Source organism: Polaribacter sp. Asnod6-C07 (assembly GCF_045063625.1).
GTDB lineage: Bacteria > Bacteroidota > Bacteroidia > Flavobacteriales > Flavobacteriaceae > Polaribacter > Polaribacter vadi_A.
Window position 1 is genome coordinate 3,482,761 of sequence record NZ_JBEFOF010000005.1, and the last position, 22,567, is coordinate 3,505,327.

Sequence of the window (22,567 nt, forward strand, 5' to 3'; positions counted from 1 at the left end):
TTTATTTATTTAATTAAAAACTTAATTTGTAAAAAATTAAAAAATAATTAGATATGAAAAAGATTCTTAAATTTACATTTTTACTATTAATTAGTAACCTAAGTTTTAGCCAAATTGAGTTAGATAAATCTATTAGCTATAATGATGCAGAGGGTTGGTTATTACCCTACTCTACTTCAGAAGGTAGTTTTTATTATTTAGCTGGACCTGGTTTAAAAACATTTAAAATTTTTAATTCTGACTATAGTCTTAAATCAGAATTCACACCTAACTTACCATCTGGAGTAGAAACATTTGATATATCATTATATACAGAAAACTTTGGTGTATCAAAACATATTTTTAATTCAGATGATTTGTTTGAAATAGTTATTAGCTTCTCAGAAGACGAAGATTCTTCTAGTAAAAAAATAATAATTTATAATGAAAATGGCGAAATTGTAAAAGATTTTGGTGATAATGAATTTTACATTTCAGATATATATGATTTTATAATTTTTAATGATAAAGCAGAAAATGTAAACAAATTAATAATCTATAACACTACAACTGAATCTACTGAAATTTATACACTTCCTTCATCTACTTTAGCTACAAAAGAAATTGATTACGTTAAATCATTAAAATCATTTCCTAATCCTGCTATAAACTATTTGTATATAGAAAACGTAAATACCAACCAGAGTAATTTGACGCTTTTTGATGTTAATGGAAAAGAATTTACAACAAAACTAATTAAAACTAGACAAGAAAATAGTTTTAAAATTAATTTAGAAAACTTAGCTACAGGGCTATATTTCTACGAAATAGATAACATTAAACATAAGTTTATTAAAAAATAAGTTTTATAAGTTCAAATTCAAAGTTTTAATCAAATTTTATTTCAGCTTTTTCTGCCAATAGATATTCTATTAAATGAAAAATATAAATTTATTTGAAGAACTAGAATTATTACTTTGCTTCTTTATAATACTATTTTAAACAAAAAAAAATCCAGCTTTTAGCTGGATTTTTTAATACCTTAAGAGTAAAAACTTCTTATTGATTTCCTAAAATAATTGGCATTCCAGATTTACCAGAACCAATTACAATCACTTTACTGTTTGTTGATTCAGAAAGTTTTAAAGTAGCTTCAATACCTTTTTCTTGTAAAATTTTATCGGTTAAAGACGCACTTAAAATCTTATTTGCAGTTGCTTTACCTTCTGCATCAATCTTTTGTCTTTCAGCTTCTTTTTTAGCTTTTGCTAAACGAAACTCATATTCTAAAGATTCTTGTTCTTGCTTTAATTTAGTTTCAATTGCAGTTCTAATTGTATTTGGTAATTTTACATCTTCTACCAAAACTCTTTTTACTGATAAATACTGTCCTTTTAAAACATTCTGAACTTCATCTAAAATTTCTTGCTCAATTACATCTCTTTTACTAGAGTATAATTGCTCAGGTGTATATCTACCAACAACGCTTCTTGCAGCTGCATTTATTGCAGGATCTAACAACTCACGTTCATAATCTTCACCTTTAGTTTTTATAAGTTTCCCTAAATTTTCAAATTCTGGCTCATACCAAATTGTACCATTTACTTTAACTTCTAATCCATTTACAGAAAGTACATTCATTTCATCAGAAATAGATTGCTGACGTACTTTTCTTACAATCATCTTATTCCAAGGTAAAACAATATGAAAACCTTCTCCATAAGATTTTTCTGTATTAATACCTTTACCTAAAGATTCGAAAATTACACCACCTTCTCCAGGACCAATTGTAACTGTAGATTTAGTGAATAATATGATTGCTACAACTGCAATTATAATTAGGAAAACTCCACCTTTAGGGAAATTCAAATCCATTTGATTATTTGCCATTTTAATATTTTTTAAATTTTATCAAATTTACAATTTCTATTGATGAAACCCAATGCATATATTTTATATTTTACCAAAGTATTTTCTAAGAAACCATTCTGCTGTTAAAAGTGCGATTACTAAAAATAAAATCCATTGCCAATCAATTAAATTTACTTGCTTTTTAGTTGCTTTTTGTACTGTATAAAAAGACTCATTGGCTAACAATTTTTTGGTGATTTTTGCTACCTGATTTTTATAAAACAGATTACCCCCAGTTTTATCTGCCAGTTTTTGTAATTTTTGAATATTAGCATTTGTAAATTGCTCTTCAATATTATAATCTGTTATTTTAAAACGCCCATTTTTACTGATGCTCTGACCTAAAACAGTAACTTTATAAGTATAATCTCCAGAATTTAAATTTTCTATCTCTGTTTTAAAAGCATTATTTACTAAAGAAAAAGGCACTTTAGTAACTACTTTAGTTGTTGTATTTGTAACAGTAATCTCTAAACTCGCTCTTGGGTCGAATTGATAATTTTTATCTGTGTAAAAAGCAGAAATAGTAATTGTAGAATTTGCAGGATATAGACTTTCTGCATCTACTTCTAATCGATTTCTTTTTTTGTTTGATGCCAAAAACTGAACAATATTCCCAATAAATTTATCAAAATCTTCGAAAGAATTTGTATTTAAAAAACTGTTGGCCCTCCACCTCCAAATACCTTCACCAAGTAAAATTCCAGATTTTTGATTGTTGATATCAAAAGTAGCTAACAAAGGTTGTTGTGTTTCTAAACCATTAATATTTTGAAACAATAAAGTTTGGTGTTCTTTGGTAAAACTTACTTCACCAAATTTATCTTTTAAAGGCGGATAATTATTAAAGCCAATGTCTAGTTGTAAAAAATTTAGAAAACCATCGTTAAAAACTGCTCCATAATTTTCGGTTTCATTAATTGAATTTTTTCTAACACCTAATTCTTTTTGGTTGATGAAATTCCAGTCTGTACTACCACCAGAAACCAATAAATAATTATTATTGTTTTCTTTAATTTGATCAATAATTTTATTAAACTTATTATTTAACTGAAACAATATAACCAACTGATAATCTTTAATTTTATTTTTAAAATTATCAATATTATAAATTTCTACAGAGCGTTGTTTATTACTTTCAATTGCCTTTTTAAAAGCACCTAAATCTGGATGTAAAACAGAAGTTAATAACAAGACTTTTGTTTGCTCATCAATAACTTCTACAGAAAAACTTTTGGTATTATTTTTAATATTTTTCTCATTTTCTATTTTAGAAATGGATGCAGTATAATATTGTAAACCTTCTTTAGTAGATGTTAAATTTGCAATAACTGTTAGCGATTTTTTTGATGCAGAAAAACGTACATTTTTTCTGAAAACAGTTTTTCCTTTATTAAATATAGAAAACTGAGTGGTTACATTTTCATTCCCTTCGTAATTTAAAATAACTTCTACAGGAAACTTGTTTTTAATATAACTGTATTTATTTACGTTTAATTGACTTATTTTAACATCAACATATTTTGTAGTATCACCAATTACAATTGGGTAAACAGGTTGTTTTACATTTATAAATTCATAATCTTGACCTATAGTTTGGTTTCCATCCGTAATTAAAACAATTGGAGAAATCTTATCATTTTGCAGTTCATTTACACTAAGTATTGCATTAGAAATATTTGTTTGATTTTCTGTAAAAGAAAGACTATCTAAAACTTGTAAATCATTTGCAAAAGAAAATTTTTGAACATCAAATTTAGTATTGATAGCTTTATTACTTTCTAATTCTTTAACTAAAGCCTCAACATTTTTATCCTCTTTAAAAAAAGAAACAGAATTAGAATTATCAACCAAAAAAGTTAAAACTGGTTTTATATTAGTAATATTGGTTTTCTCTATTTTTGGATTTATCAATAATAAAATCAACAAAAAGATACTTAATCCTTTTAAAACAAAAAGAGTAACTGTTATTTTTAGTTTGTTTTTTACTTTAAAATAGTATTGAAAGTATGCAATTGCTAAACCAAATAACAATGCTAAAATGAGATATAATATTAAAGTAGTCTGCAATCGTTTTATTTTAATGGGAAAGATATAAAGAACTATTTAAATAAGAAAAAACCTGCAATGTTAAATATTGCAGGTTATTTTTAAACTCTATTTACTTAGGGGTAAATTAGGAGTAGATAGGGTATTTAGGAGTACTTGGGTTTTATTTTTAGGGTAAAATTTTAATTAGATTCTATGTAATGATATTTAACATTCTGTTTGATATAACTTTTTAATATTCCCATATTTTTAAGTTCGTCTAAAACATTATAAACTACAAGTATTAATTTAATACTATTAATTCTGTTTAAAATTTGAAAACTTGTTAAATGCTCATTTTTTAATTCATTAATTACTTCTAATTGTCTGTTAGTTAAATTCTTAGTTTCCATAGGTTTTGTTGTTTTACACTGTAAAGATACTATGGATTTAAGACGTAAAATTAAATTTTAGATAGGTAATGATTAAAGTTAGGTGATTGGTATTTAAATATAGACGAATAAAAAAACACCTGTTTTCACAGGTGTTAAGTATATGTTAATTAAACGTTTAGAATATAATTATTATTACTTTTTTATTGATTAAAGCTATTTATCAAAAAAAACAATCTAAGTTAGCATTCCACCATCTACAGAAAGAGTTTGACCTGTAATATATGAACTCATATCAGAAGCTAAAAATACACAAGCGTTTGCAATATCTTCTGGCTTACCCCCTCTTTTTAAAGGAATTCCATCTCTCCAACTTTGTACAGTTGCTTCATCTAACTTATCTGTCATTTCAGTTTCTATAAAACCAGGAGCAATTACATTACTTCTTACATTTCTAGAACCTAACTCTAAAGCTACAGATTTAGAAAAACCTACAATACCTGCTTTAGATGCTGCATAATTTGTTTGCCCTGCATTACCTTTTAAACCAACTACAGAACTCATATTTATAATAGAACCTGCTCTCTGCTTCATCATTGGTCTAATAACAGCTTTAGTTAGGTTAAATACAGATTTTAAGTTAACTTCAATTACTTTATCAAAATCTTCTTCAGAAACACGCATTAACAAATTGTCTTTGGTAATACCTGCATTGTTTACTAAAATATCTATAGCACCAAATTCTTTTTGAACTTCTTTAGCTAATTCTTGAGCAGCAGCATAATCAGCAGCATTAGATTGATATCCTTTAGCAGAAACACCAAATGCTTTTAATTCTTCTTCTAAGGCATTTGCAGCATCTACAGAAGAACTATAAGTAAAAGCTACATTTGCACCTTGTTTTGCAAATTCAATAGCAATACCTCTACCTATTCCTCTAGTTGCACCAGTAATTATTGCTGATTTATTTTCTAGTAATTTCATATAGTTTAGTTGTTTTTAAGGCATCAAATATAATAAAATAAAAAAACTCGTAAAGTAAAATTACCTTACGAGTTAAAATTTAATAAGACTAAAATTTCACTAATTTAAAGAAATGCTAAAACCTTTAAAATTTATATTTATATAATTTATTTTAAATGATAATTTAAAAATTATAAAATCTAAGATTTAACTTTCTTTTCTTCTATATAATTAAATAAATAGTCTACTTCTAATTCTTTTATTTTACCTAACTTTTTCAATGATTTTACGTCTAAATCTTTTTTATTACCAATAACCATAACATTGTAAGATTCGCCTTTAATATTTTTATCAAAAAATGCTTTTAAATCTTCCATTGTCATATTTTTAATGGTGTTATACATTTCTTCTCTGTTATCATTATCAATACCTAATTTTTGTAATCTTTCATAAGACCAAAAAATATTTGATTTTGTAATTCTTTGTGCTGCTAATTTTTTTAATGTTGATTCTTTTGCAGCTTGGAATTGTTTATCAGCCTCTGGCATATCATTCATTAATTCCATCATAGCATCTACAGCTTGTTCTAATTTATTAGCCTGTGTACCAACATAAGCCATTACATAATTTGGTGAGTCTTTTTTTGATGCTCCTTGATAAGATGCAAAAGCAGAATATGCCAACGATTTAGATTCTCTAATTTCTTGAAAAACAATTGACGACAATCCACTACCAAAATAAGTATTAAATAATGTTGATGCAGCCATATTTTCTGGCTTAAAAGGATCTCCTTTAGCTAAAAACAACATTTCTGTTTGCACCATATCATAATTTGTAAAGAAAACATTACCCCCTGTTTCTGTTTCTTCGTATTTTTTTGCAATAGGGTATTCTTTTAATTCGCCGTAAATTTTATGCTGATTGTTTAAAGCTGTTACAGCATTATCTACATCTTTACCATAATAGAAAACACGTTGTTTGTAGTTTTTCATATCTTTAATTAAAGCAACTAATTCTTCTGGGTTTATGGCTTTTAATTCATCGATTTGCATAATATCCCTTAAAGGAGAATCTTCACCATATTTACCATAGTTCATTAAACCATTCCAAAGGATATTTCCTTTTTGGGTTTTTCCATCTTCACGACCTTTGTAGATTTTCTCTACATATTTATTATAAGCATCTTCATCAGCTTTAGCATTGTCCCATAAATGTTCTAATAATTCTAATCCTTTTGGTAAATTTTCTTTTAACCCGTTTAAACCTACATAGGTTTTATCACTACCTGTGCTTACGTAATAAGAGATTCCTAATTTGTAAAACTCTTTTTTTAATTCTTCATTTGTATATTTATCTGTACCTATATATTCTAAATAACCAGCAGCTAAAGATAATTTTTTATCATTATCACTCCCCATATCAAAGATGATATTCATATCGAACAAATCGTTTTTTTCATTCAATACATAAGATACTTTAATATCATTTTCTGTTTTAGTTTCTTTAATGGCCGTTTTATAATCTACAAATTGTGGTTTTAATTCTGGAGATTCCATTTTATTGAAATCTTGAATAAATTCAGAACTTTTATCTCTATTTAAGTTTACTGGCGTAATACCTGGGTTTTCAACTTTTACAATATTTTTATCTTCTCCTTTTCTTTTGTATGTTACTACATAATTATCTTGATAAAAATTATTAGCAAAAGCAACCAATTCTTCTTTAGTTACTTTCTTTAAATCGTCTAAAAACTTTACTCTATTAGCCCAATTTTGTTGATATATAAAGGCATCTACATATTTATTAGCCAAAGCTGAATTATTTTCATATTGGCGTGTTTCACTTAGTTTTAAGTCATTTACAACTGCATCTATCATCCAATCTTCAAACTCACCATTCTTTAATTTTGTAACTTGTTCTAATAACAAATCTTTTACCTCATCTAAAGTTTGACTTGATTTTGGTGAACCTGTAAATGTGTGATAGCCATAATCATTTAAAAAAGTAGGTGAGCAACTTGCATTTTGCACCACTTGTTTTTGATTTAAATTTAAATCGATTAAACCTGCGTTTCCATTAGCCATTATCATATCAACCAATGTTACCATTTTTTCATCATTTGTATTTACACCTCCAGATCTATATGCAATAGAAATATTTTCTGAAGTTGGTCCAAAAACTTCATTAATTATAGGTGATGTAATTGGTGCTTCTTTTGGTAAAGTAGGATGTGTTAATTCTTTTCTTTCAAATTTACCAAAGGCATTATTTACTTTTGCTATTGTTCCATCAAAATCTAAATCACCAACTAAAACAATAGCCATATTATTGGGTACATAATATTTGTCAAAATAATTATGAATATCAATCATTGATGGATTCTTTAAATGCTGCCCAGTACCAATTGTTGTTTGTTGACCATAAGGATGATTTGGAAATAAGCCATCTAACATAGCTGCATAACGTTTTCTAAAATCATTATCTTGTCCTCTGTTAAACTCCTCAAAAACAGCTTCTAATTCTGTATGAAACAAACGTAAAACTAGTGTACTAAAACGTTCAGATTCTAAAGTTATCCATTTATTGAATTCATTTGCAGGAATTTTATTGGTATATACTGTTTGCTCAAACCAAGTGTAAGCATTAGTCCCTGTTGCTCCTAAAGAAGCTGTCATTTTATCATATTCATTAGCAATAGAATGGTTAGAGGCTTCTAAAGAAACTTTATCTATTTCTTGATAAATGGCTTTCTTTTTCTCTGGATCTTCTTCTGTTCTGTGTTGCTCATACAAATCAGAAATTTTTGCTAAAAATACTTTTTCCTTTTCCCAATTAGCAGTACCTACTTTGTGAGTCCCTTTAAAAACCATGTGCTCTAAATAGTGAGCTAAACCTGTAGATTCTTTTGGATCGTAATTGGAACCAGCTCTTACTGCTATATAAGTTTGAATTTTGGGTTCGTCTTCATTTTTACTGAGGTACACTTTTAAACCATTGTCTAAGGTATATAGTCTTAAACCTGTAGGATCGTTTTCTACAGTTTCATAGGTTATACCATTTGTGTCTTTTTGCGATGTTACTTCGTAGCTCTTTTCCTTGTTTGTATTACAGCTTATTGCTGAAATTAATAACATACTAAAAGCAAATACTTTAATCTGTTTCATAATATTTAATTTGGTTGAATAAAAAAATCCGTTGAATTTACAAATTCAACGGATTTTAATAAGATTTATTATAAAACTTTAACAAATAATTAAAGAAATAAAGATTACTTTAATACTTTCGCAACCATTTCTCCAATTTTAGCTGGTGAACTTACAACGTGTACACCATTTGCTGCTAAGATTTCCATTTTTGCTTGTGCAGTATCATCAGCACCACCAACAATAGCTCCTGCATGCCCCATTGTTCTTCCAGCAGGTGCAGTTTGCCCAGCAATAAAACCAACAACTGGTTTTCTATTACCATCAGCTTTAATCCATTGTGCAGCTTCAGCTTCTAAATTACCACCAATTTCACCAATCATTACAATTGCTTCAGTTTCATCATCATTCATTAACATTTCTACAGCTTCTTTAGTTGTAGTTCCAATAATTGGATCTCCACCAATACCAATTGCAGTTGTTATACCAAAACCTTGTTTTACAACTTGATCTGCAGCTTCATAAGTTAAAGTTCCTGATTTAGAAACGATACCTACTTTACCTTTTTTAAAGATAAAACCTGGCATAATACCAACTTTAGCTTCATCTGGAGTAATAACTCCTGGACAGTTAGGCCCAACTAATCTAGTGTCTTTATCTGCAATGTAAGCTTTTACTTTTACCATATCTGCAGTAGGTATACCTTCTGTAATACAGATAATTACTTTAATACCTGCATCTGCAGATTCCATAATTGCATCTGCAGCAAAAGCTGGTGGTACAAATATAATTGAAGTATCTGCAGCCGCTTTTTCTACAGCTTCTGCAACTGTATTAAAAACAGGTTTCCCTAAGTGTTCTTGACCACCTTTTCCTGGAGTTACACCTCCAACAACATTGGTTCCATAATCAATCATTTGACCTGCGTGAAAAGTTCCTTCACTACCAGTAAAACCTTGTACAATAATATTTGAATTCTTATTAACTAAAACACTCATTTGCTCTGATATTTATTTTGTGTTACAAAAATAGTTTATTGTTTACTTTTATAAAAACGATATTAGTTTTTTATTTTTCTTTTAGCAATCTTTTTAAGCCTGCTAACTGTTTTAATTTTTCTCTTGATTCTTCTATTGGCGTACCAAAATAAGATTTGCCTCCAGCAACAGATTTTGTAACCCCTGTTTGCCCAAGAATAACAGCTCCTTTACCAATTGTAATTCCGCTGTTTGTACCAACTTGTCCCCAAATGGTAACCTCATCTTCAATAATTACACAACCTGCAATACCCGTTTGTGAAGCTATTAAACATTTTTCACCAATAACTGTATCATGACCTACATGTACTTGGTTATCAATTTTTGTTCCTTGTTTTATAGTGGTATCTCCTGTAACACCTTTATCAATTGTACAAGAAGCACCTAAATCTACATTATCTTCTAAAACTACTCTACCTCCAGAAATTAATTTATCGAAACCTGTTGGTCTGTTTTTGTAATAAAAAGCATCTGCTCCTAAAACTGTATTTGCATGAATTGTACAATTATTACCAATTATGGTATTATCATAAATTGTTACATTTGGGTGAATAACACAATTAGTACCAATCTGCACATTATTTCCTATAAAAACATTAGGTTGAATTATAGTTCCTTCTTCAATAATAGCATTTTCTGCTATACTTACTTTGGATGCTATAAATGGATTAAAATGTTTTGTAATTTTATTAAAATCACGAAAAGGATCATCAGAAATTAACAAAGCTTTACCTTCTGGACATGCTACTTTTTTATTAATTAAAATTGTAGTTGCATCAGAATTTAAAGCTTTATCATAATATTTAGGGTGATCTACAAAAACGATATCTCCTTTTTCTACAACGTGGATTTCATTTATCCCAAGAATTGGAAATTTTTTATCACCAATAAAATCTACATCTAAAAGTGATGCAATTTGTTGTAAAGTTTGTGGAGTTTTGAATTTCATAGTTCGCTATTAGCTTTTGGCAATTCGCTATTAGCTAAAAGCTAATTGCTAAAAGTTTTTTTACTCTTTAATACGTTCTTGGTAAGTTCCTTTTGTAGTCTCTACCTTAATTTTATCACCTTCATTAATAAATAAAGGTACATTTACAGAAGCTCCTGTTTCTACAGTTGCTGGTTTTGTTGCATTTGTAGCTGTATTACCTTTAACACCTGGTTCTGTATGCGTAACCTCTAAAATGACGCTTAAAGGCATTTCTACAGATAATGGCATATCATCTTCAGAATTGATGATTATTGTAACTATCTCACCTTCTTTCATTAAATCTGGTGAATCTAAAGCGGCCTCTAATAATCTTATTTGACTATAGTCTTGCTCGTTCATGAAATGATAAAATTCACCATCATTATATAAAAACTGAAACTTATGTGTTTCTACTCTTACATCATCTATTTTTCTACCTGCAGGAAAAGTGTTATCTACTACTTTACCATTGGTAACACTTTTTAATTTTGTTCTTACAAAAGCAGGACCTTTACCTGGTTTTACGTGTAAAAATTCTACAATTTTATAGATATCATTGTTATACCTAATACATAATCCGTTTCTAATATCTGATGTTGTTGCCATTTATATAATTTAATTTGCTTTATAATATCCTTTCATTATTCCTCTGTGAGAATCTTTAATAAACTGTATGATTTCATCACGTTCAGGAGTTGCTTCCATTTCTGCTTCTATAATATCTATTGCTTGAGAATTGTTGTAGTTTCTTTGAAATAGAATTCTAAATATTGCTTGAATTTCTCTAATTTTTTCTGTGGTATACCCTCTTCTTCTTAAACCTACAGAATTAATACCTACATAAGATAAAGGTTCTCTTGCTGCTTTTACATAAGGAGGTACATCTTTTCTTACTAAAGAACCACCCGTAACAAATGCATGATTACCAACAGATGCAAATTGATGCACAGCAACCATACCTGCTAAAACTACATTACTACCTATAGTAACATGGCCAGCTAAAGTGGTATTGTTAGAGAAAATACAATTATCACCCACAAAACAATCATGAGCTATATGACAATATGCCATTATTAAACAATTGTTACCTACAACAGTTTTTAATCTATCTTTGGTACCTCTATTTATAGTAACACATTCTCTAACTGTAACATTATTACCAATTTCTACTGTTGTTTCTTCGTCATTAAACTTTAAATCTTGTGGAATAGCGGAAATTACTGATCCTGGAAAAATTCTACAATTTTCACCAATTCTTGCACCTTCCATAATTGTTACGTTAGAACCAATCCAAGTTCCAGAACCAATTGTTACATTACTATGTATGGTAGTAAAAGGTTCTATTACAACATTTCTTGCAATTTTTGCTTGGGGGTGTACATAAGCTAAAGGCTGATTCATATTTTAATTTTTTCTTGCTATTTGAGCCATTAATTCTGCTTCTGCTACTAATTTTCCGTTTGCATAAGCATAAGCTTGCATATGACAAATACCCCTTCTTATAGGTGTTATTAACTCAGCTTTAAATGTTAAAGTATCTCCAGGTAAAACCTTTTGCTTAAACTTAACTTTATCCATTTTCATAAAATAAGTTAAGTAGTTTTCTGGATCTGGTACAGTACTTAAAACTAAGACTCCACCACATTGTGCCATAGCTTCTACCTGTAAAACTCCAGGCATAACTGGTGCTCCAGGAAAATGACCAACAAAGAAGTTTTCGTTCATTGTAACATTTTTCATACCAACTACATGTTTATCTGATAGCTCTAAAATTCTATCTATCATTAAAAATGGTGGTCTGTGAGGTAAAATATCCATTATTTGATGAATATCTAATAAAGGTGGCGCATTTAAATCGTATTGAGGAACATAGTTTCTCTTTTCTGTTTTTATAATTTTTGCCAATTTCTTTGCAAACTGAGTATTTATTAAATGCCCTGGTTTGTTTGCTATTACTTTACCTTTTATTCTTGTACCTACTAAAGCTAAATCACCTATAACATCTAATAATTTATGACGAGCAGCTTCATTTGCCCAATGTAAAGTTAGGTTGTCTAGAATTCCGTTTGGTTTTATAGAAATATTGTCTTTTTTAAATGCTTTTTTTAATTTCTGCATTGTATTATCAGACAATTCTTTATCAACATAAACAATTGCATTATTTAAATCACCTCCTTTAATAAGATCATTTTCTAGCAACATTTCAATTTCGTGTAAAAAACTAAAAGTTCTTGCATCTGCAATTTCTTCTTTAAAATCAGAAATATCTTCTAAAGTAGCATTTTGAGTTCCTAAAATTTTAGTACCAAAATCTACCATAGTTGTTACTTGGTATTCATCTGAAGGCATTAAAATAATTTCGCTACCAGAAACATCATCTTTATAAGAAATTATTTCTTTTACTACATATTCTTCTACTTCTGCATCTTGTTCTTTTATACCTGCTTTTTCTAAAGCTTCTACAAAGTACTTAGATGAACCGTCCATAATTGGTGGTTCTGATGCATCTATTTCAATTAACAGATTATCTATATCTAAACCTACTGCTGCTGCTAAAACGTGTTCTGAAGTTTGTATTTGAACACCATTTTTTTCTAAATTAGTACCTCTTTGAGTGGTAACTACATATTCAGCTTTTGCTTCAATTACTGGTGTACCTTCTAAATCTACTCTACTAAAAGCAAAACCATGATTTATTGGAGCTGGTTTTAGGGTCATTGATACATTATTACCAGTGTGCAAACCTACACCTGATAAAGTAATTTCTGATTCTATTGTTTTTTGTTTCTTACTCATGCTTTTTACTTAGAGTATTTAGTCTTTTTTCTAATTTATTAACTGATTCTACTACTGTTGGCAAGTTTTTAAAATGTACATAAGCTTTAAAATAATCTCCATAATTAAAAGCTGGTGTACCTTGCACTTTTAAACCATCTTTTAAATTTTTACTGATACCAGATTGAGCTTGTATTTGTAAATTATTACCTAAAGTTAAATGTCCTGCAATACCAACTTGACCACCAATCATACAATTTTCGCCAATTTTAGTAGAGCCTGCAACCCCTGTTAACGCAGCAATTACAGTATTTTTACCAATTTCTACATTATGGGCAATTTGTATTTGGTTGTCTAATTTTACGCCTTTTCTTATTATTGTTGATCCTAAAGTTGCTCTATCTATTGTACAACCAGAACCTATATCTACATGATCTTCTATAATTACATTTCCTATTTGAGGAATTGCATTAAACTCTCCATCATTATTTGGTGCAAATCCAAAACCATCAGAACCAATAATGCTACCTGAATGTATTTTACAATGGTTCCCTATTTGAGTTTCTGAATAGATTTTTACTCCAGCAAAAATCATACAATTATCACCAATAATAGAATTATCGCCTATATAACAATTAGGATATATTTTTACATTATTGCCAATTATTACATTTTCTCCTATATAAGAAAATGCTCCTAAATATTCATTTGTACCCACTTTTGCAGAATCTGCAATAAAATGTGGTGTTTCTCTACCTGTTTTATTATTTTTTACTTCGTTGTAAAATTCTAATAATTTAGAAAATGATTTGTAAGCATTTTCTACTTTAATAAGTGTTGTTGATATTTCTTTTTCTAATTTAAAATCTTCATTTACAATAGCAATAGAAGCATTTGTTGTGTATAAATATGGATCATATTTTGGGTTAGACAAAAAGGTTAAAGATCCTTTTTCTCCTTCTTCTATTTTAGATAATTTAGAAACTTCTTCATCAGGATTACCAACTACTTTACCTTCTAAAATATCTGCTATTTGTTGTGCTGTAAATTTCATCAAACGCAAAAGTATAAAATTTATAGGTATTTGGCTAATCTCATTTTACTTTGGATAACAAATAAAGTGTTTTATTACTGGTTTTGTGAGTGCTTGCAAGTTTAATTGATCTGATGCTTTTGCAATATCTTTTAACTTTCCTTTTTTATTTAAAATATAAATTGGCTTATCTGTTTGATATGCTAAGTTTCTTATTTCTTGAGAAAATATAAAATAATCTATATCTAGTTCTGATATTTCTAATTTCTTAGAAAACTTATTTTTCTTTTTATTGATGTAATTCTTTACAAATGGTTTATTCTGAATTTCTATTCTTAATAGTTTACGATCTACAATCATTTTAGATAATAATGATAAAACTTTATCTTTATGATGTACCCATTCTTTTATTGCAGACAATACATCATAATCATCTAATTTAGAAAACATTTCTAAAGTTTCTTCTGTAAAATTATCTTGGTTTATCTTATTATATAAAAAATAGTTTAAAGCTGTACTTGCATATAGCTCCACTCCTTTTTCTGCCAATTCTTTTGCTCTTTTTAAAACATTAACCAACATATTTTCTGCAACCAAACCTGTTTTATGTAAATATACTTGCCAATACATTAAACGTCTGGCAATTAAAAACTTTTCTGCAGAATATATTCCTTTTTGTTCTATAACTAATTCATCATCTTTAACATTCATCATTGCTATTAATCTGTCTGATGAAATATTACCTTCAGTTACACCTGTATAAAAACTATCTCTTTTTAAGTAATCTAAACGATCTATGTCTAATTGACTAGAAATTAATTGACATAAAAATTTACGATGATAATTACCTTCAAAAATATTTATTGCTAAATCTAATTCCCCATCAAATTCTTCATTTAACTTCTTCATAAACTTTAAGGAAATTTCTTCGTGCGAAATTCCGCTAACAATACTATGCTCTAATGCATGAGAAAAAGCACCATGACCAATATCATGCAATAAAATAGCGATATAAACAGCATTTTCTTCGTCTTTAGAAATTTCTATTTGCTTAAAACGTAGCACTCTAACAGCTTTTTCCATTAGATGAATACAACCCAAAGCATGATGAAAACGTGTATGATTTGCTCCTGGATACACCAAATTAGACAAACCCATTTGTGCAATTCTTCTTAAACGCTGAAAATATGGATGTTCTATAATATCAAAAATTAAAGAATTCGGAATTTGAATAAATCCGTAAATAGGATCGTTTAATATTTTAAGTTTATTAGGCTTTTTTTTCTTCAAAAGATGTGTTTTATCAATCTAAATGCAAAGTACGATTTAATGCCTTTAAATCACAAGTTTTACATATTGGTTTTGTATAAAAATTATCAAAATTGTTTTAAATTGATAGTTATTTTATCATTTTCTGATTATTGATTATTAATTATTGATTACTTTATCAATTAAAATTAGCAATATTTTATCATTTTAACCTACAGAAAAATATAACAAAATGGTACATTTAACCTTGAAAATTAAAATTTAAAAATATATGAGTAGCATACAAATTTTATGGGTGGATGATGAAATCGAATTATTAAAGCCTCATATTCTTTTTCTAGAACGTAAAAACTATAAAGTTACAACTTGTACAAATGGTGCTGATGCTATTGATTTAGTTGATGAAACGAATTTTGATATTGTTTTTTTAGATGAAAATATGCCTGGCTTAACTGGCTTGGATACACTTGGAGAAATTAAACAGAAACAGGCAAATTTACCTGTTGTAATGATTACAAAAAGCGAAGAAGAGTATATTATGGAAGAAGCCATAGGTTCTAAAATTGCTGATTATTTAATTAAACCTGTAAATCCGAATCAGATTTTATTGAGCTTAAAGAAAAATTTAGATCATTCTCGTTTGGTTTCTGAAAAAACAACTTCTAGTTATCAGCAAGAGTTTCGAAAAATTTCTATGGATTTGGCAATGGTAAATTCTTATGAGGAATGGATTGATTTATATAAAAAACTAATTCACTGGGAATTAGAGTTAGAAAACATTAGTGACCCTGGAATGTTAGGCATTTTAGAAAGTCAAAAACAAGAAGCTAACAATCAGTTTTTTAAATTTATCAAAAAGAATTATGAAGGTTTTTTAACGGCTCATGATAAACCTACTTTTTCACATACTCTATTTAAAGATTATGTAGTGCCAGAATTAAATAAAGATCAAGGTGTTTTATGGGTTGTGATTGATAATTTACGTTACGATCAATACAGAATTTTAGAACCATTGATTAACAATCATTACAAAAAAGACGAAGAATATTCTTATTTTTCTATTCTGCCAACAGCAACTCAATATGCAAGAAATGCCATTTTTTCTGGCTTAATGCCATCAGAAATGGAAAAACGTCATCCAAATTTTTGGAAAAATGATACTGATGAAGGTGGAATGAATATGTTTGAGGATGAATTTTTATCTGCCCAAATAAAAAGATTAAGTTTAAATATTAAACACGAATATTACAAAATTACTTCTTTAAAAAGCGGAAAAGAATTAGCAGATAATTTTAACGGTACCAAACAAAATGACTTAACAACAGTTGTTTATAATTTTGTTGATATGCTTTCGCATTCTAAAACAGAAATGGAAGTAATTAAAGAATTGGCAGGCGATGACAAAGCGTATAGAAGTTTAACTTTAAGTTGGTTTAAGAATTCTCCCTTGTTCGAAATTATTCAGAAAGCTCAAAATTTAGGACAGAAATTAATTATTACTACAGATCATGGAACAATTAACTGTAAACATCCTACAAAAGTAATTGGCGATAAAAACATCAGTTCTAATTTACGTTATAAAACTGGTAGAAGCTTGAGTTATGAAGATAAAGATGTTTTTGCAGTTCGTAATCCTAAAGACATATTTTTACCAACAGTGGCTATGAATAGTCCGTTTATTTTTGCGAAAGAAGATTTGTTTTTTGCGTACCCAAATAACTTTAATCACTTTGTGAAGTATTACAAAAACACGTATCAACATGGAGGTGTTTCTTTAGAAGAAGTAATTATACCTTGTGCTGTTTATAGTCCTAAATAAAAGTAGTAATTAGTTAAGGTTAATGAAAAAGTTATTTTTAATTTTATTTATAAGTTTATTTCAAATTTCTTTTGCTCAAGAAGACAAACTTTCTAATGCTGCTTTAGAATTAACAAAAGACAACGTAGTTTACGACCCTAGTTATTTTTCTATTGCTTACCCAAATGGAGATGTACCTAAAGGAAAAGGTGTTTGTACAGATGTTATTATAAGAGCTTACCGAAAATTAGGTATTGATTTACAAAAGAAAGTTCATTTAGACATGAAGAATAACTTTAATCTCTATCCTAAAATTTGGGGATTAAAAAGTACTGATAAAAATATAGACCATAGAAGAGTACCTAATTTAATGACTTTCTTTTCTAGAAAAGGAGTTGTAAAACCAATTACTAAAAACCCAAATGATTACAAACCTGGTGATATAATTTGTTGGAATTTAGGTGGTGCAATTACTCATACAGGAATTGTTGTAAATAAAAAATCTAAAGACAATCAACGGTTTTTAATTGTCCATAATATTGGTTCTGGACAAGTTTTAGAAGATTGTTTGTTTAGTTTTAAGATTATTGGTCATTATCGATATTTTAATTGAAAGCATTTTAAAATAGTATCAATAAAAAAGAGGAACATAAATGTTCCTCTTTTTAACTTTTAAAATTTATTATTAATTTAGAACCCTGTTCCTAAATCTGTGGGTGCAGCACTAAAAGCTTGAGCTTTTTTAGGATTTAAAATTAAATAAGTTCCAATAGCTGTTAAAGCTGTATATTTAGAATAATTTCCTATTTTCTTAATTGCTTCTTTTCTTGTAATCTCTTTATTATTTTTATTTTTCATAATGTTTTTAATTTAAAATTACTTTTTTCACAAAATTACTATTGTTCGAATTTAATTTGATCGTATATACACCTGTTTTTAAGTTTGATAAATCTATATCTTCATCTGAACTTAAAGACTTAACAAAAACTTTTTGACCAATTGTATTAAAAATTTCCATTTTTGATACTGTTTTTAAACCTCTTACATACAATATTTTATTGTTGGCATACATCTTTAAATTATCGTAAATATTACTTTCTACATAAAGAGATTTATTTGGTAAAATATGTAAGTAAAATCTATCTTTTGTAATATCAGAATCACTAAAATTAACTGTATAAGTATCATTTTCGTTGGTAATATCTACAAATGATTTTGTAATCTTATCTTCTAAATATAAACTTGTTGTTTGTTCTAAATTTAAATGCTTAGCAGAAAAAACCACCTCCATATTATTTGCAGAAACACCTAACGGAATTATCATATCTTCATTTAATTCATTTGGTAATGATTGAATTGTATAGTTTTTAGCATTACTAAAATCTACCAGTTTTGTAAATAAATCGAAAGATGCATCAAAATTACCAATATCTAAACCTACATCAAATCCATTGGTTGCGTTTTGAAAAAACTTAATATTAGTTTCTACTTTATTGCTACCATTGTCCGCAAAAAGTTGAATATATTTTTGTTGTGTTTTATTAAAATCGGTATCACCTGTTACAGGCTTTAATGTACGTTTAGCTTCGTTAAAATCAATTTCAAATTCACCTTCTTTTACTTTAATAAAGAAACCTTGACCAGGAGTTAACGATTTATTTTCTATGTCAGTTTCACTAGCAGCAACATATTTGTTTTGTGTATTATCCCAAACATAAATTCCTTTAAAATTATCATCTAGAATATCATAATTATCATTTATAAAACTACTTGCTCCATTTTTATTTGCAGGATAATAGGTTGTAAACGGATTACCAATTGCATTCCACTCACCTGGTTGTAACGTTCTTGTTAAATTACTTGTAGTTAAAGTACCTGTAAAACTAACAGCACCATCTGTAGCTCTAGATATTGCATAACTTTGTCCAGCTGTAAAGGTTTGATTTTCATCTATAGAAGTATCATAATACACCCATTCATTACCTAAGTCTTGAGAATCATCATAAAAACCAACAGCATAACGTACAGGAGAAACGGTTTCGTTAGTACGAATATCATTGTCTGTATTTGTAGCAAATTCTTTTATTTTTTGGCCAGAAACTGGTGGTGTAACTAAACTCCATTTATTGGCTATTAAACCTCCTCGTTTATAAACAACTTCTCCTGTAGATGTACCTTCAATAAATAAAACTGAACTATCTCCATTATCTGAATCCATAACAATAGTACCATTATTTACCATATTACTCATAGATTTTAAGGAAAAGGTTGGGTTGATAATAATAGTTCCTTCATTTTCCAAAGAGTTTACCTCAGATATATCTGCACTTATTTGTAAGGTTGTTGTTGCAGGAATTACAACATTGTCTGTTGCTGAGGGCACAACACCATTAGACCAGTTTGCAGGATCGTTCCACATACCATCTACATTTGTTGGAGTATTTATGGAAGAGCAGTCTTTACTATCGCCTGTAAATGTCCAATTGTAATCATTGATTAATTTTGTTCTTTCTGTTTCTGAATTACAATAATTTATATTTAATGCTCCTAAATTAATATTAGATTTTAAAGAAGATAATGCACTCCAACCTTTAAGAGTTTTGTCATAATTAATTACAGAGATTCCTGAGTTATCAAACATTGAAAGCATTGTATAAACCTTACCAATATTCCAATTACTCAAATCTTGGTTAAAACTGTTAGCATTTAAAAACATCTCTTTTGTATCCAAACATTTATCAACTTGCCAATTACTAATATTTTGATTAAAATTGGTTGCTCCTTCAAACATAGATGCCATATATTTTACCTCACCCACATCCCATGAACTGATATCTTGATTAAAACTAGTTGCTTCTTCAAACATTCTTGTCATATAAGTAACATTACTTGTATCCCATGAACTGATATCTTGGTTAAAATTTGTTGCCCCAGAAAAAACACCAGACATAAAAGTGATACTACTTGTATCCCAAGAATTTAAATTTTTATTAAATTTAGTAGCTCCTTTAAATATATTTGCTAATGAAGTAACTTTTGAAATATCCCAAGAACTAATATCTTGATTAAAATTTATTGCTCCAGAAAACATCTCTTCAACATAGACGACATTGCTAATATCCCAAACTCCTAAATTTTGATTAAAACTTGTAGCTCCAGAAAACATTCCCATCATACTAGTTACCTTGCTAGTATCCCAAGAACTGATATCTTGATTAAATTTTATTGCTCCATTAAACATTCTATACATAGCGTCTGTGAATACACTAGATATACCACTTACACTACTAGTATCCCATCCTCCAATATCTTGATTAAAATTAGTAGCATTATAAAACATTTCTGACATATCTGTAACTTTACTTGTGTCCCAATTTCCAATATCTTGATTAAAATTGGTTGCATAAGAAAATATCTCTGACATATCTGCTACCTTATTTGTATCCCAACTTCCAATATTTTGGTTAAAAACCTTAGAAGAATAGAACATACTTGATAAATTTGTAACATTACTTATATCCCAAGTACTAATATCTTGATTAAAATTATCCGTATTTGCAAACATTTTATGCATATTTGTAATTGAAGAAACATCCCAATTTTTAAAACTGTTGTTTCCAACTAAAGCATAACAGGTATAAAAAGCTTCTTCTAAACTGGTTAAACTGGTTAAATCAGGAGTATCTAAAGCAGTTATATCCATATTAGTACATTTGGCAAATGACAATTTTTCAGACCACTCAACATTACCCCAGTTTAATACTTCTAATAGTTTTTGAGCATTGCTTAAATACGTAAATTCTATACCTGCAACTTCACCTGAAATTTTAATTATATATTCACCTGCTGATTGATAAGTATGTCTTATATTATTATATGGACTACCCCAATATTCAAAAAATTCAGAATTACCATCTCCCCAGTCTATAGTAAAGTTTTTACTATTGCTAGTTAATGGTATCCATAAAAGTTCGTTTGCAGCAGTTGTTTTCCATTTGGTGATGAAAGGGTTAGGTATAAAACTATCATTTTCATACACTCTTATCATTCCAGGGCCAGCACTACCAAATCCTGTACCATTTAATTCTGGAACACCAATTGCTAGAATCGTACCATTTGAAGATAGGCTTACTGAGCTACCTATTTGTCGTCGATAATCATTAGCCTCAATAGACTCTATTTCATTGTCTATTTGCGACCATATATCGTTTTCATTTATAAATATTTTAACTGAACCTGAATTTGAATAAGGATTGCTGTTAAAAGGAGCACCTACTGCAATTACATCCCCATCAAAAGAAAGGCTTAAGCTTTTCCCAAAACTATCCCTGCCTTGATCACTACTAATAGTGGCACCTATCTGAGACCAACTCCCTGCACTTTTTTTATATATCTTAACGTACCCTGTTCCACTAGAATTAGGGGCTCCAATTGCTATTATTTCACCATCGCCAGATATGTCTACCTCATTTCCAAAACCTTCTGAACTACTTGCTCCTAATAATTCAGAACCAACTTGTTGCCAATTTCCTGCATTATTTTCAAACACTTTTGCGCCTGCTCCATTTATTTGTGAACCCATTACCAAAATATTTCCATCATCAGATATACTTACAGACGCTCCATATTGTTTCCCATCTGTTCCATCAATATCATTTCCAATTTGAGACCAATTCCCACTTTCCAATTGATAAACTTTAACATGTCCATCATTATCATATCCAACTCCATCAGTATCATTTCTTCTTGCACCAATAGCAATGATATTACCTGTACTATTTAAACTAACAGAATAACCAAATTCATCGCCAGTTGCTTCTCCAATAATTTCACTACCAAGTTGTACCCAATTAGAACTTATATATTGATATATTTTAACAGAACCAATATTACTATAAGGTGTACTTCCATCATTTAAAGGTGCTCCTACAGCAATTATATTTCCATCATTTGAAATATCTACAGAAAAACCAAATTCATCGCCAAGATTATCTCCTATTATATCGCTTCCTAATTGAAGATATTCCCCTGTATTTTTATCGAAAACTCTAATATACCCTTTACCATGTTCAGCTCCATCATTTTGTGGAGCACCAACAATAATTCTGGATCCATCACCAGATATTGACACAGACTTACCAAATACGTCTCTATTCGTATCTCCAAGAAGATTATTTTGAGTTAGGGTCCACTGACCAACTATCTCTATTGCTGTTAAAAATAGCAATGTGAAAAGTAATTTCAATTTCATAATTATATATTTATTTTT

General features: G+C 28.7%; 17 protein-coding genes. 3 read left to right on the forward strand and 14 right to left on the reverse strand.

Annotation, left to right across the window (positions count from 1 at the left end; genetic code table 11):
* The first annotated feature begins 53 nt into the window (after positions 1 to 53).
* On the forward strand, positions 54 to 842 hold the full coding sequence (locus ACJJVK_RS15165; protein WP_405567506.1) for a T9SS type A sorting domain-containing protein: 789 nt from the start codon (positions 54 to 56) through the stop codon (positions 840 to 842).
* A 196-nt stretch (positions 843 to 1,038) separates the two neighbouring features.
* Here ACJJVK_RS15165 and ACJJVK_RS15170 read toward each other — a convergent pair whose 3' ends face one another.
* From ACJJVK_RS15170 to ACJJVK_RS15225, 12 genes are all read right to left on the reverse strand, one after another.
* The gene (locus ACJJVK_RS15170) at positions 1,039 to 1,869 is read right to left on the reverse strand and encodes a prohibitin family protein (RefSeq protein ID WP_252726834.1); all 831 of its coding nucleotides are present in this window, start codon (positions 1,867 to 1,869) and stop codon (positions 1,039 to 1,041) included.
* Between the two features lie 63 nt (positions 1,870 to 1,932).
* A complete protein-coding gene (locus tag ACJJVK_RS15175; RefSeq protein WP_405567508.1) occupies positions 1,933 to 3,960 on the reverse strand; it encodes a VWA domain-containing protein in 2,028 nt (675 codons plus the stop codon).
* Positions 3,961 to 4,121: 161 nt separating this feature from the next.
* A complete protein-coding gene (locus tag ACJJVK_RS15180; RefSeq protein ID WP_405567510.1) occupies positions 4,122 to 4,331 on the reverse strand; it encodes a hypothetical protein in 210 nt (69 codons plus the stop codon).
* A 216-nt stretch (positions 4,332 to 4,547) separates the two neighbouring features.
* Positions 4,548 to 5,294 carry a 3-oxoacyl-[acyl-carrier-protein] reductase gene (gene fabG, locus ACJJVK_RS15185; RefSeq protein ID WP_405567513.1) on the reverse strand — a complete coding sequence of 249 codons (747 nt, stop codon included), beginning with the start codon at positions 5,292 to 5,294 and terminating at the stop codon, positions 4,548 to 4,550.
* A 179-nt stretch (positions 5,295 to 5,473) separates the two neighbouring features.
* On the reverse strand, positions 5,474 to 8,437 hold the full coding sequence (locus ACJJVK_RS15190; protein WP_405567516.1) for a M16 family metallopeptidase: 2,964 nt from the start codon (positions 8,435 to 8,437) through the stop codon (positions 5,474 to 5,476).
* A 104-nt stretch (positions 8,438 to 8,541) separates the two neighbouring features.
* Positions 8,542 to 9,414 carry a succinate--CoA ligase subunit alpha gene (gene sucD / locus ACJJVK_RS15195; RefSeq protein WP_215994741.1) on the reverse strand — a complete coding sequence of 291 codons (873 nt, stop codon included), beginning with the start codon at positions 9,412 to 9,414 and terminating at the stop codon, positions 8,542 to 8,544.
* Positions 9,415 to 9,484: 70 nt separating this feature from the next.
* Positions 9,485 to 10,402 carry a UDP-3-O-(3-hydroxymyristoyl)glucosamine N-acyltransferase gene (locus ACJJVK_RS15200; protein ID WP_405567517.1) on the reverse strand — a complete coding sequence of 306 codons (918 nt, stop codon included), beginning with the start codon at positions 10,400 to 10,402 and terminating at the stop codon, positions 9,485 to 9,487.
* Positions 10,403 to 10,462: 60 nt separating this feature from the next.
* Positions 10,463 to 11,029, reverse strand: coding sequence for an elongation factor P (efp, locus tag ACJJVK_RS15205; RefSeq protein WP_215994743.1), 567 nt, complete (start codon positions 11,027 to 11,029; stop codon positions 10,463 to 10,465).
* Positions 11,030 to 11,038: 9 nt separating this feature from the next.
* A complete protein-coding gene (lpxA, locus tag ACJJVK_RS15210) occupies positions 11,039 to 11,824 on the reverse strand; it encodes an acyl-ACP--UDP-N-acetylglucosamine O-acyltransferase (RefSeq protein WP_215994744.1) in 786 nt (261 codons plus the stop codon).
* A 3-nt stretch (positions 11,825 to 11,827) separates the two neighbouring features.
* The gene (locus ACJJVK_RS15215) at positions 11,828 to 13,219 is read right to left on the reverse strand and encodes a bifunctional UDP-3-O-[3-hydroxymyristoyl] N-acetylglucosamine deacetylase/3-hydroxyacyl-ACP dehydratase (protein ID WP_215994745.1); all 1,392 of its coding nucleotides are present in this window, start codon (positions 13,217 to 13,219) and stop codon (positions 11,828 to 11,830) included.
* Positions 13,212 to 14,252 (reverse strand): UDP-3-O-(3-hydroxymyristoyl)glucosamine N-acyltransferase, encoded by a 1,041-nt coding sequence (gene lpxD, locus ACJJVK_RS15220; RefSeq protein ID WP_405567521.1) that lies wholly within the window; start codon positions 14,250 to 14,252, stop codon positions 13,212 to 13,214. Before lpxD ends, ACJJVK_RS15215 begins: the two co-directional genes overlap by 8 nt.
* Before the next feature lie 45 nt (positions 14,253 to 14,297).
* Entirely contained in the window at positions 14,298 to 15,521 is a 1,224-nt protein-coding gene (locus ACJJVK_RS15225) for an HD domain-containing protein (protein WP_405567523.1), read from the reverse strand.
* Between the two features lie 250 nt (positions 15,522 to 15,771).
* Here ACJJVK_RS15225 and ACJJVK_RS15230 point away from each other — a divergent pair, with 250 nt between their 5' ends.
* Positions 15,772 to 17,319, forward strand: a complete 1,548-nt coding sequence (locus tag ACJJVK_RS15230; RefSeq protein ID WP_405567525.1) for a response regulator — start codon at positions 15,772 to 15,774, stop codon at positions 17,317 to 17,319.
* 22 nt (positions 17,320 to 17,341) lie between these two features.
* The gene (locus tag ACJJVK_RS15235) at positions 17,342 to 17,911 is read left to right on the forward strand and encodes a DUF1287 domain-containing protein (protein ID WP_405567526.1); all 570 of its coding nucleotides are present in this window, start codon (positions 17,342 to 17,344) and stop codon (positions 17,909 to 17,911) included.
* Between the two features lie 77 nt (positions 17,912 to 17,988).
* Here the strand turns inward: ACJJVK_RS15235 and ACJJVK_RS15240 are convergent, their stop codons facing one another.
* Together ACJJVK_RS15240 and ACJJVK_RS15245 are read right to left on the reverse strand one after the other, a co-directional pair.
* Positions 17,989 to 18,156: a hypothetical protein gene (locus ACJJVK_RS15240; RefSeq protein WP_405567529.1), complete on the reverse strand. Its 168-nt coding sequence runs from the start codon at positions 18,154 to 18,156 to the stop codon at positions 17,989 to 17,991.
* Positions 18,157 to 18,163: 7 nt separating this feature from the next.
* Positions 18,164 to 22,549 (reverse strand): BspA family leucine-rich repeat surface protein, encoded by a 4,386-nt coding sequence (locus ACJJVK_RS15245; RefSeq protein WP_405567531.1) that lies wholly within the window; start codon positions 22,547 to 22,549, stop codon positions 18,164 to 18,166.
* Positions 22,550 to 22,567 lie beyond the last annotated feature (18 nt).

Excerpts from the sequence above, each read along its gene's own strand:
- ACJJVK_RS15165 (WP_405567506.1), top strand. The coding sequence starts at position 54 with ATGAAAAAGATTCTTAAATTTACATTTTTACTATTAATTAGTAACCTA.
- ACJJVK_RS15170 (WP_252726834.1), bottom strand. The coding sequence starts at position 1,869 with ATGGCAAATAATCAAATGGATTTGAATTTCCCTAAAGGTGGAGTTTTC.
- ACJJVK_RS15180 (WP_405567510.1), bottom strand. The coding sequence starts at position 4,331 with ATGGAAACTAAGAATTTAACTAACAGACAATTAGAAGTAATTAATGAA.
- fabG (WP_405567513.1), bottom strand. The coding sequence starts at position 5,294 with ATGAAATTACTAGAAAATAAATCAGCAATAATTACTGGTGCAACTAGA.
- ACJJVK_RS15190 (WP_405567516.1), bottom strand. The coding sequence starts at position 8,437 with ATGAAACAGATTAAAGTATTTGCTTTTAGTATGTTATTAATTTCAGCA.
- sucD (WP_215994741.1), bottom strand. The coding sequence starts at position 9,414 with ATGAGTGTTTTAGTTAATAAGAATTCAAATATTATTGTACAAGGTTTT.
- ACJJVK_RS15200 (WP_405567517.1), bottom strand. The coding sequence starts at position 10,402 with ATGAAATTCAAAACTCCACAAACTTTACAACAAATTGCATCACTTTTA.
- efp (WP_215994743.1), bottom strand. The coding sequence starts at position 11,029 with ATGGCAACAACATCAGATATTAGAAACGGATTATGTATTAGGTATAAC.
- lpxA (WP_215994744.1), bottom strand. The coding sequence starts at position 11,824 with ATGAATCAGCCTTTAGCTTATGTACACCCCCAAGCAAAAATTGCAAGA.
- ACJJVK_RS15215 (WP_215994745.1), bottom strand. The coding sequence starts at position 13,219 with ATGAGTAAGAAACAAAAAACAATAGAATCAGAAATTACTTTATCAGGT.
- lpxD (WP_405567521.1), bottom strand. The coding sequence starts at position 14,252 with ATGAAATTTACAGCACAACAAATAGCAGATATTTTAGAAGGTAAAGTA.
- ACJJVK_RS15230 (WP_405567525.1), top strand. The coding sequence starts at position 15,772 with ATGAGTAGCATACAAATTTTATGGGTGGATGATGAAATCGAATTATTA.
- ACJJVK_RS15235 (WP_405567526.1), top strand. The coding sequence starts at position 17,342 with ATGAAAAAGTTATTTTTAATTTTATTTATAAGTTTATTTCAAATTTCT.
- ACJJVK_RS15240 (WP_405567529.1), bottom strand. The coding sequence starts at position 18,156 with ATGAAAAATAAAAATAATAAAGAGATTACAAGAAAAGAAGCAATTAAG.
- ACJJVK_RS15245 (WP_405567531.1), bottom strand. The coding sequence starts at position 22,549 with ATGAAATTGAAATTACTTTTCACATTGCTATTTTTAACAGCAATAGAG.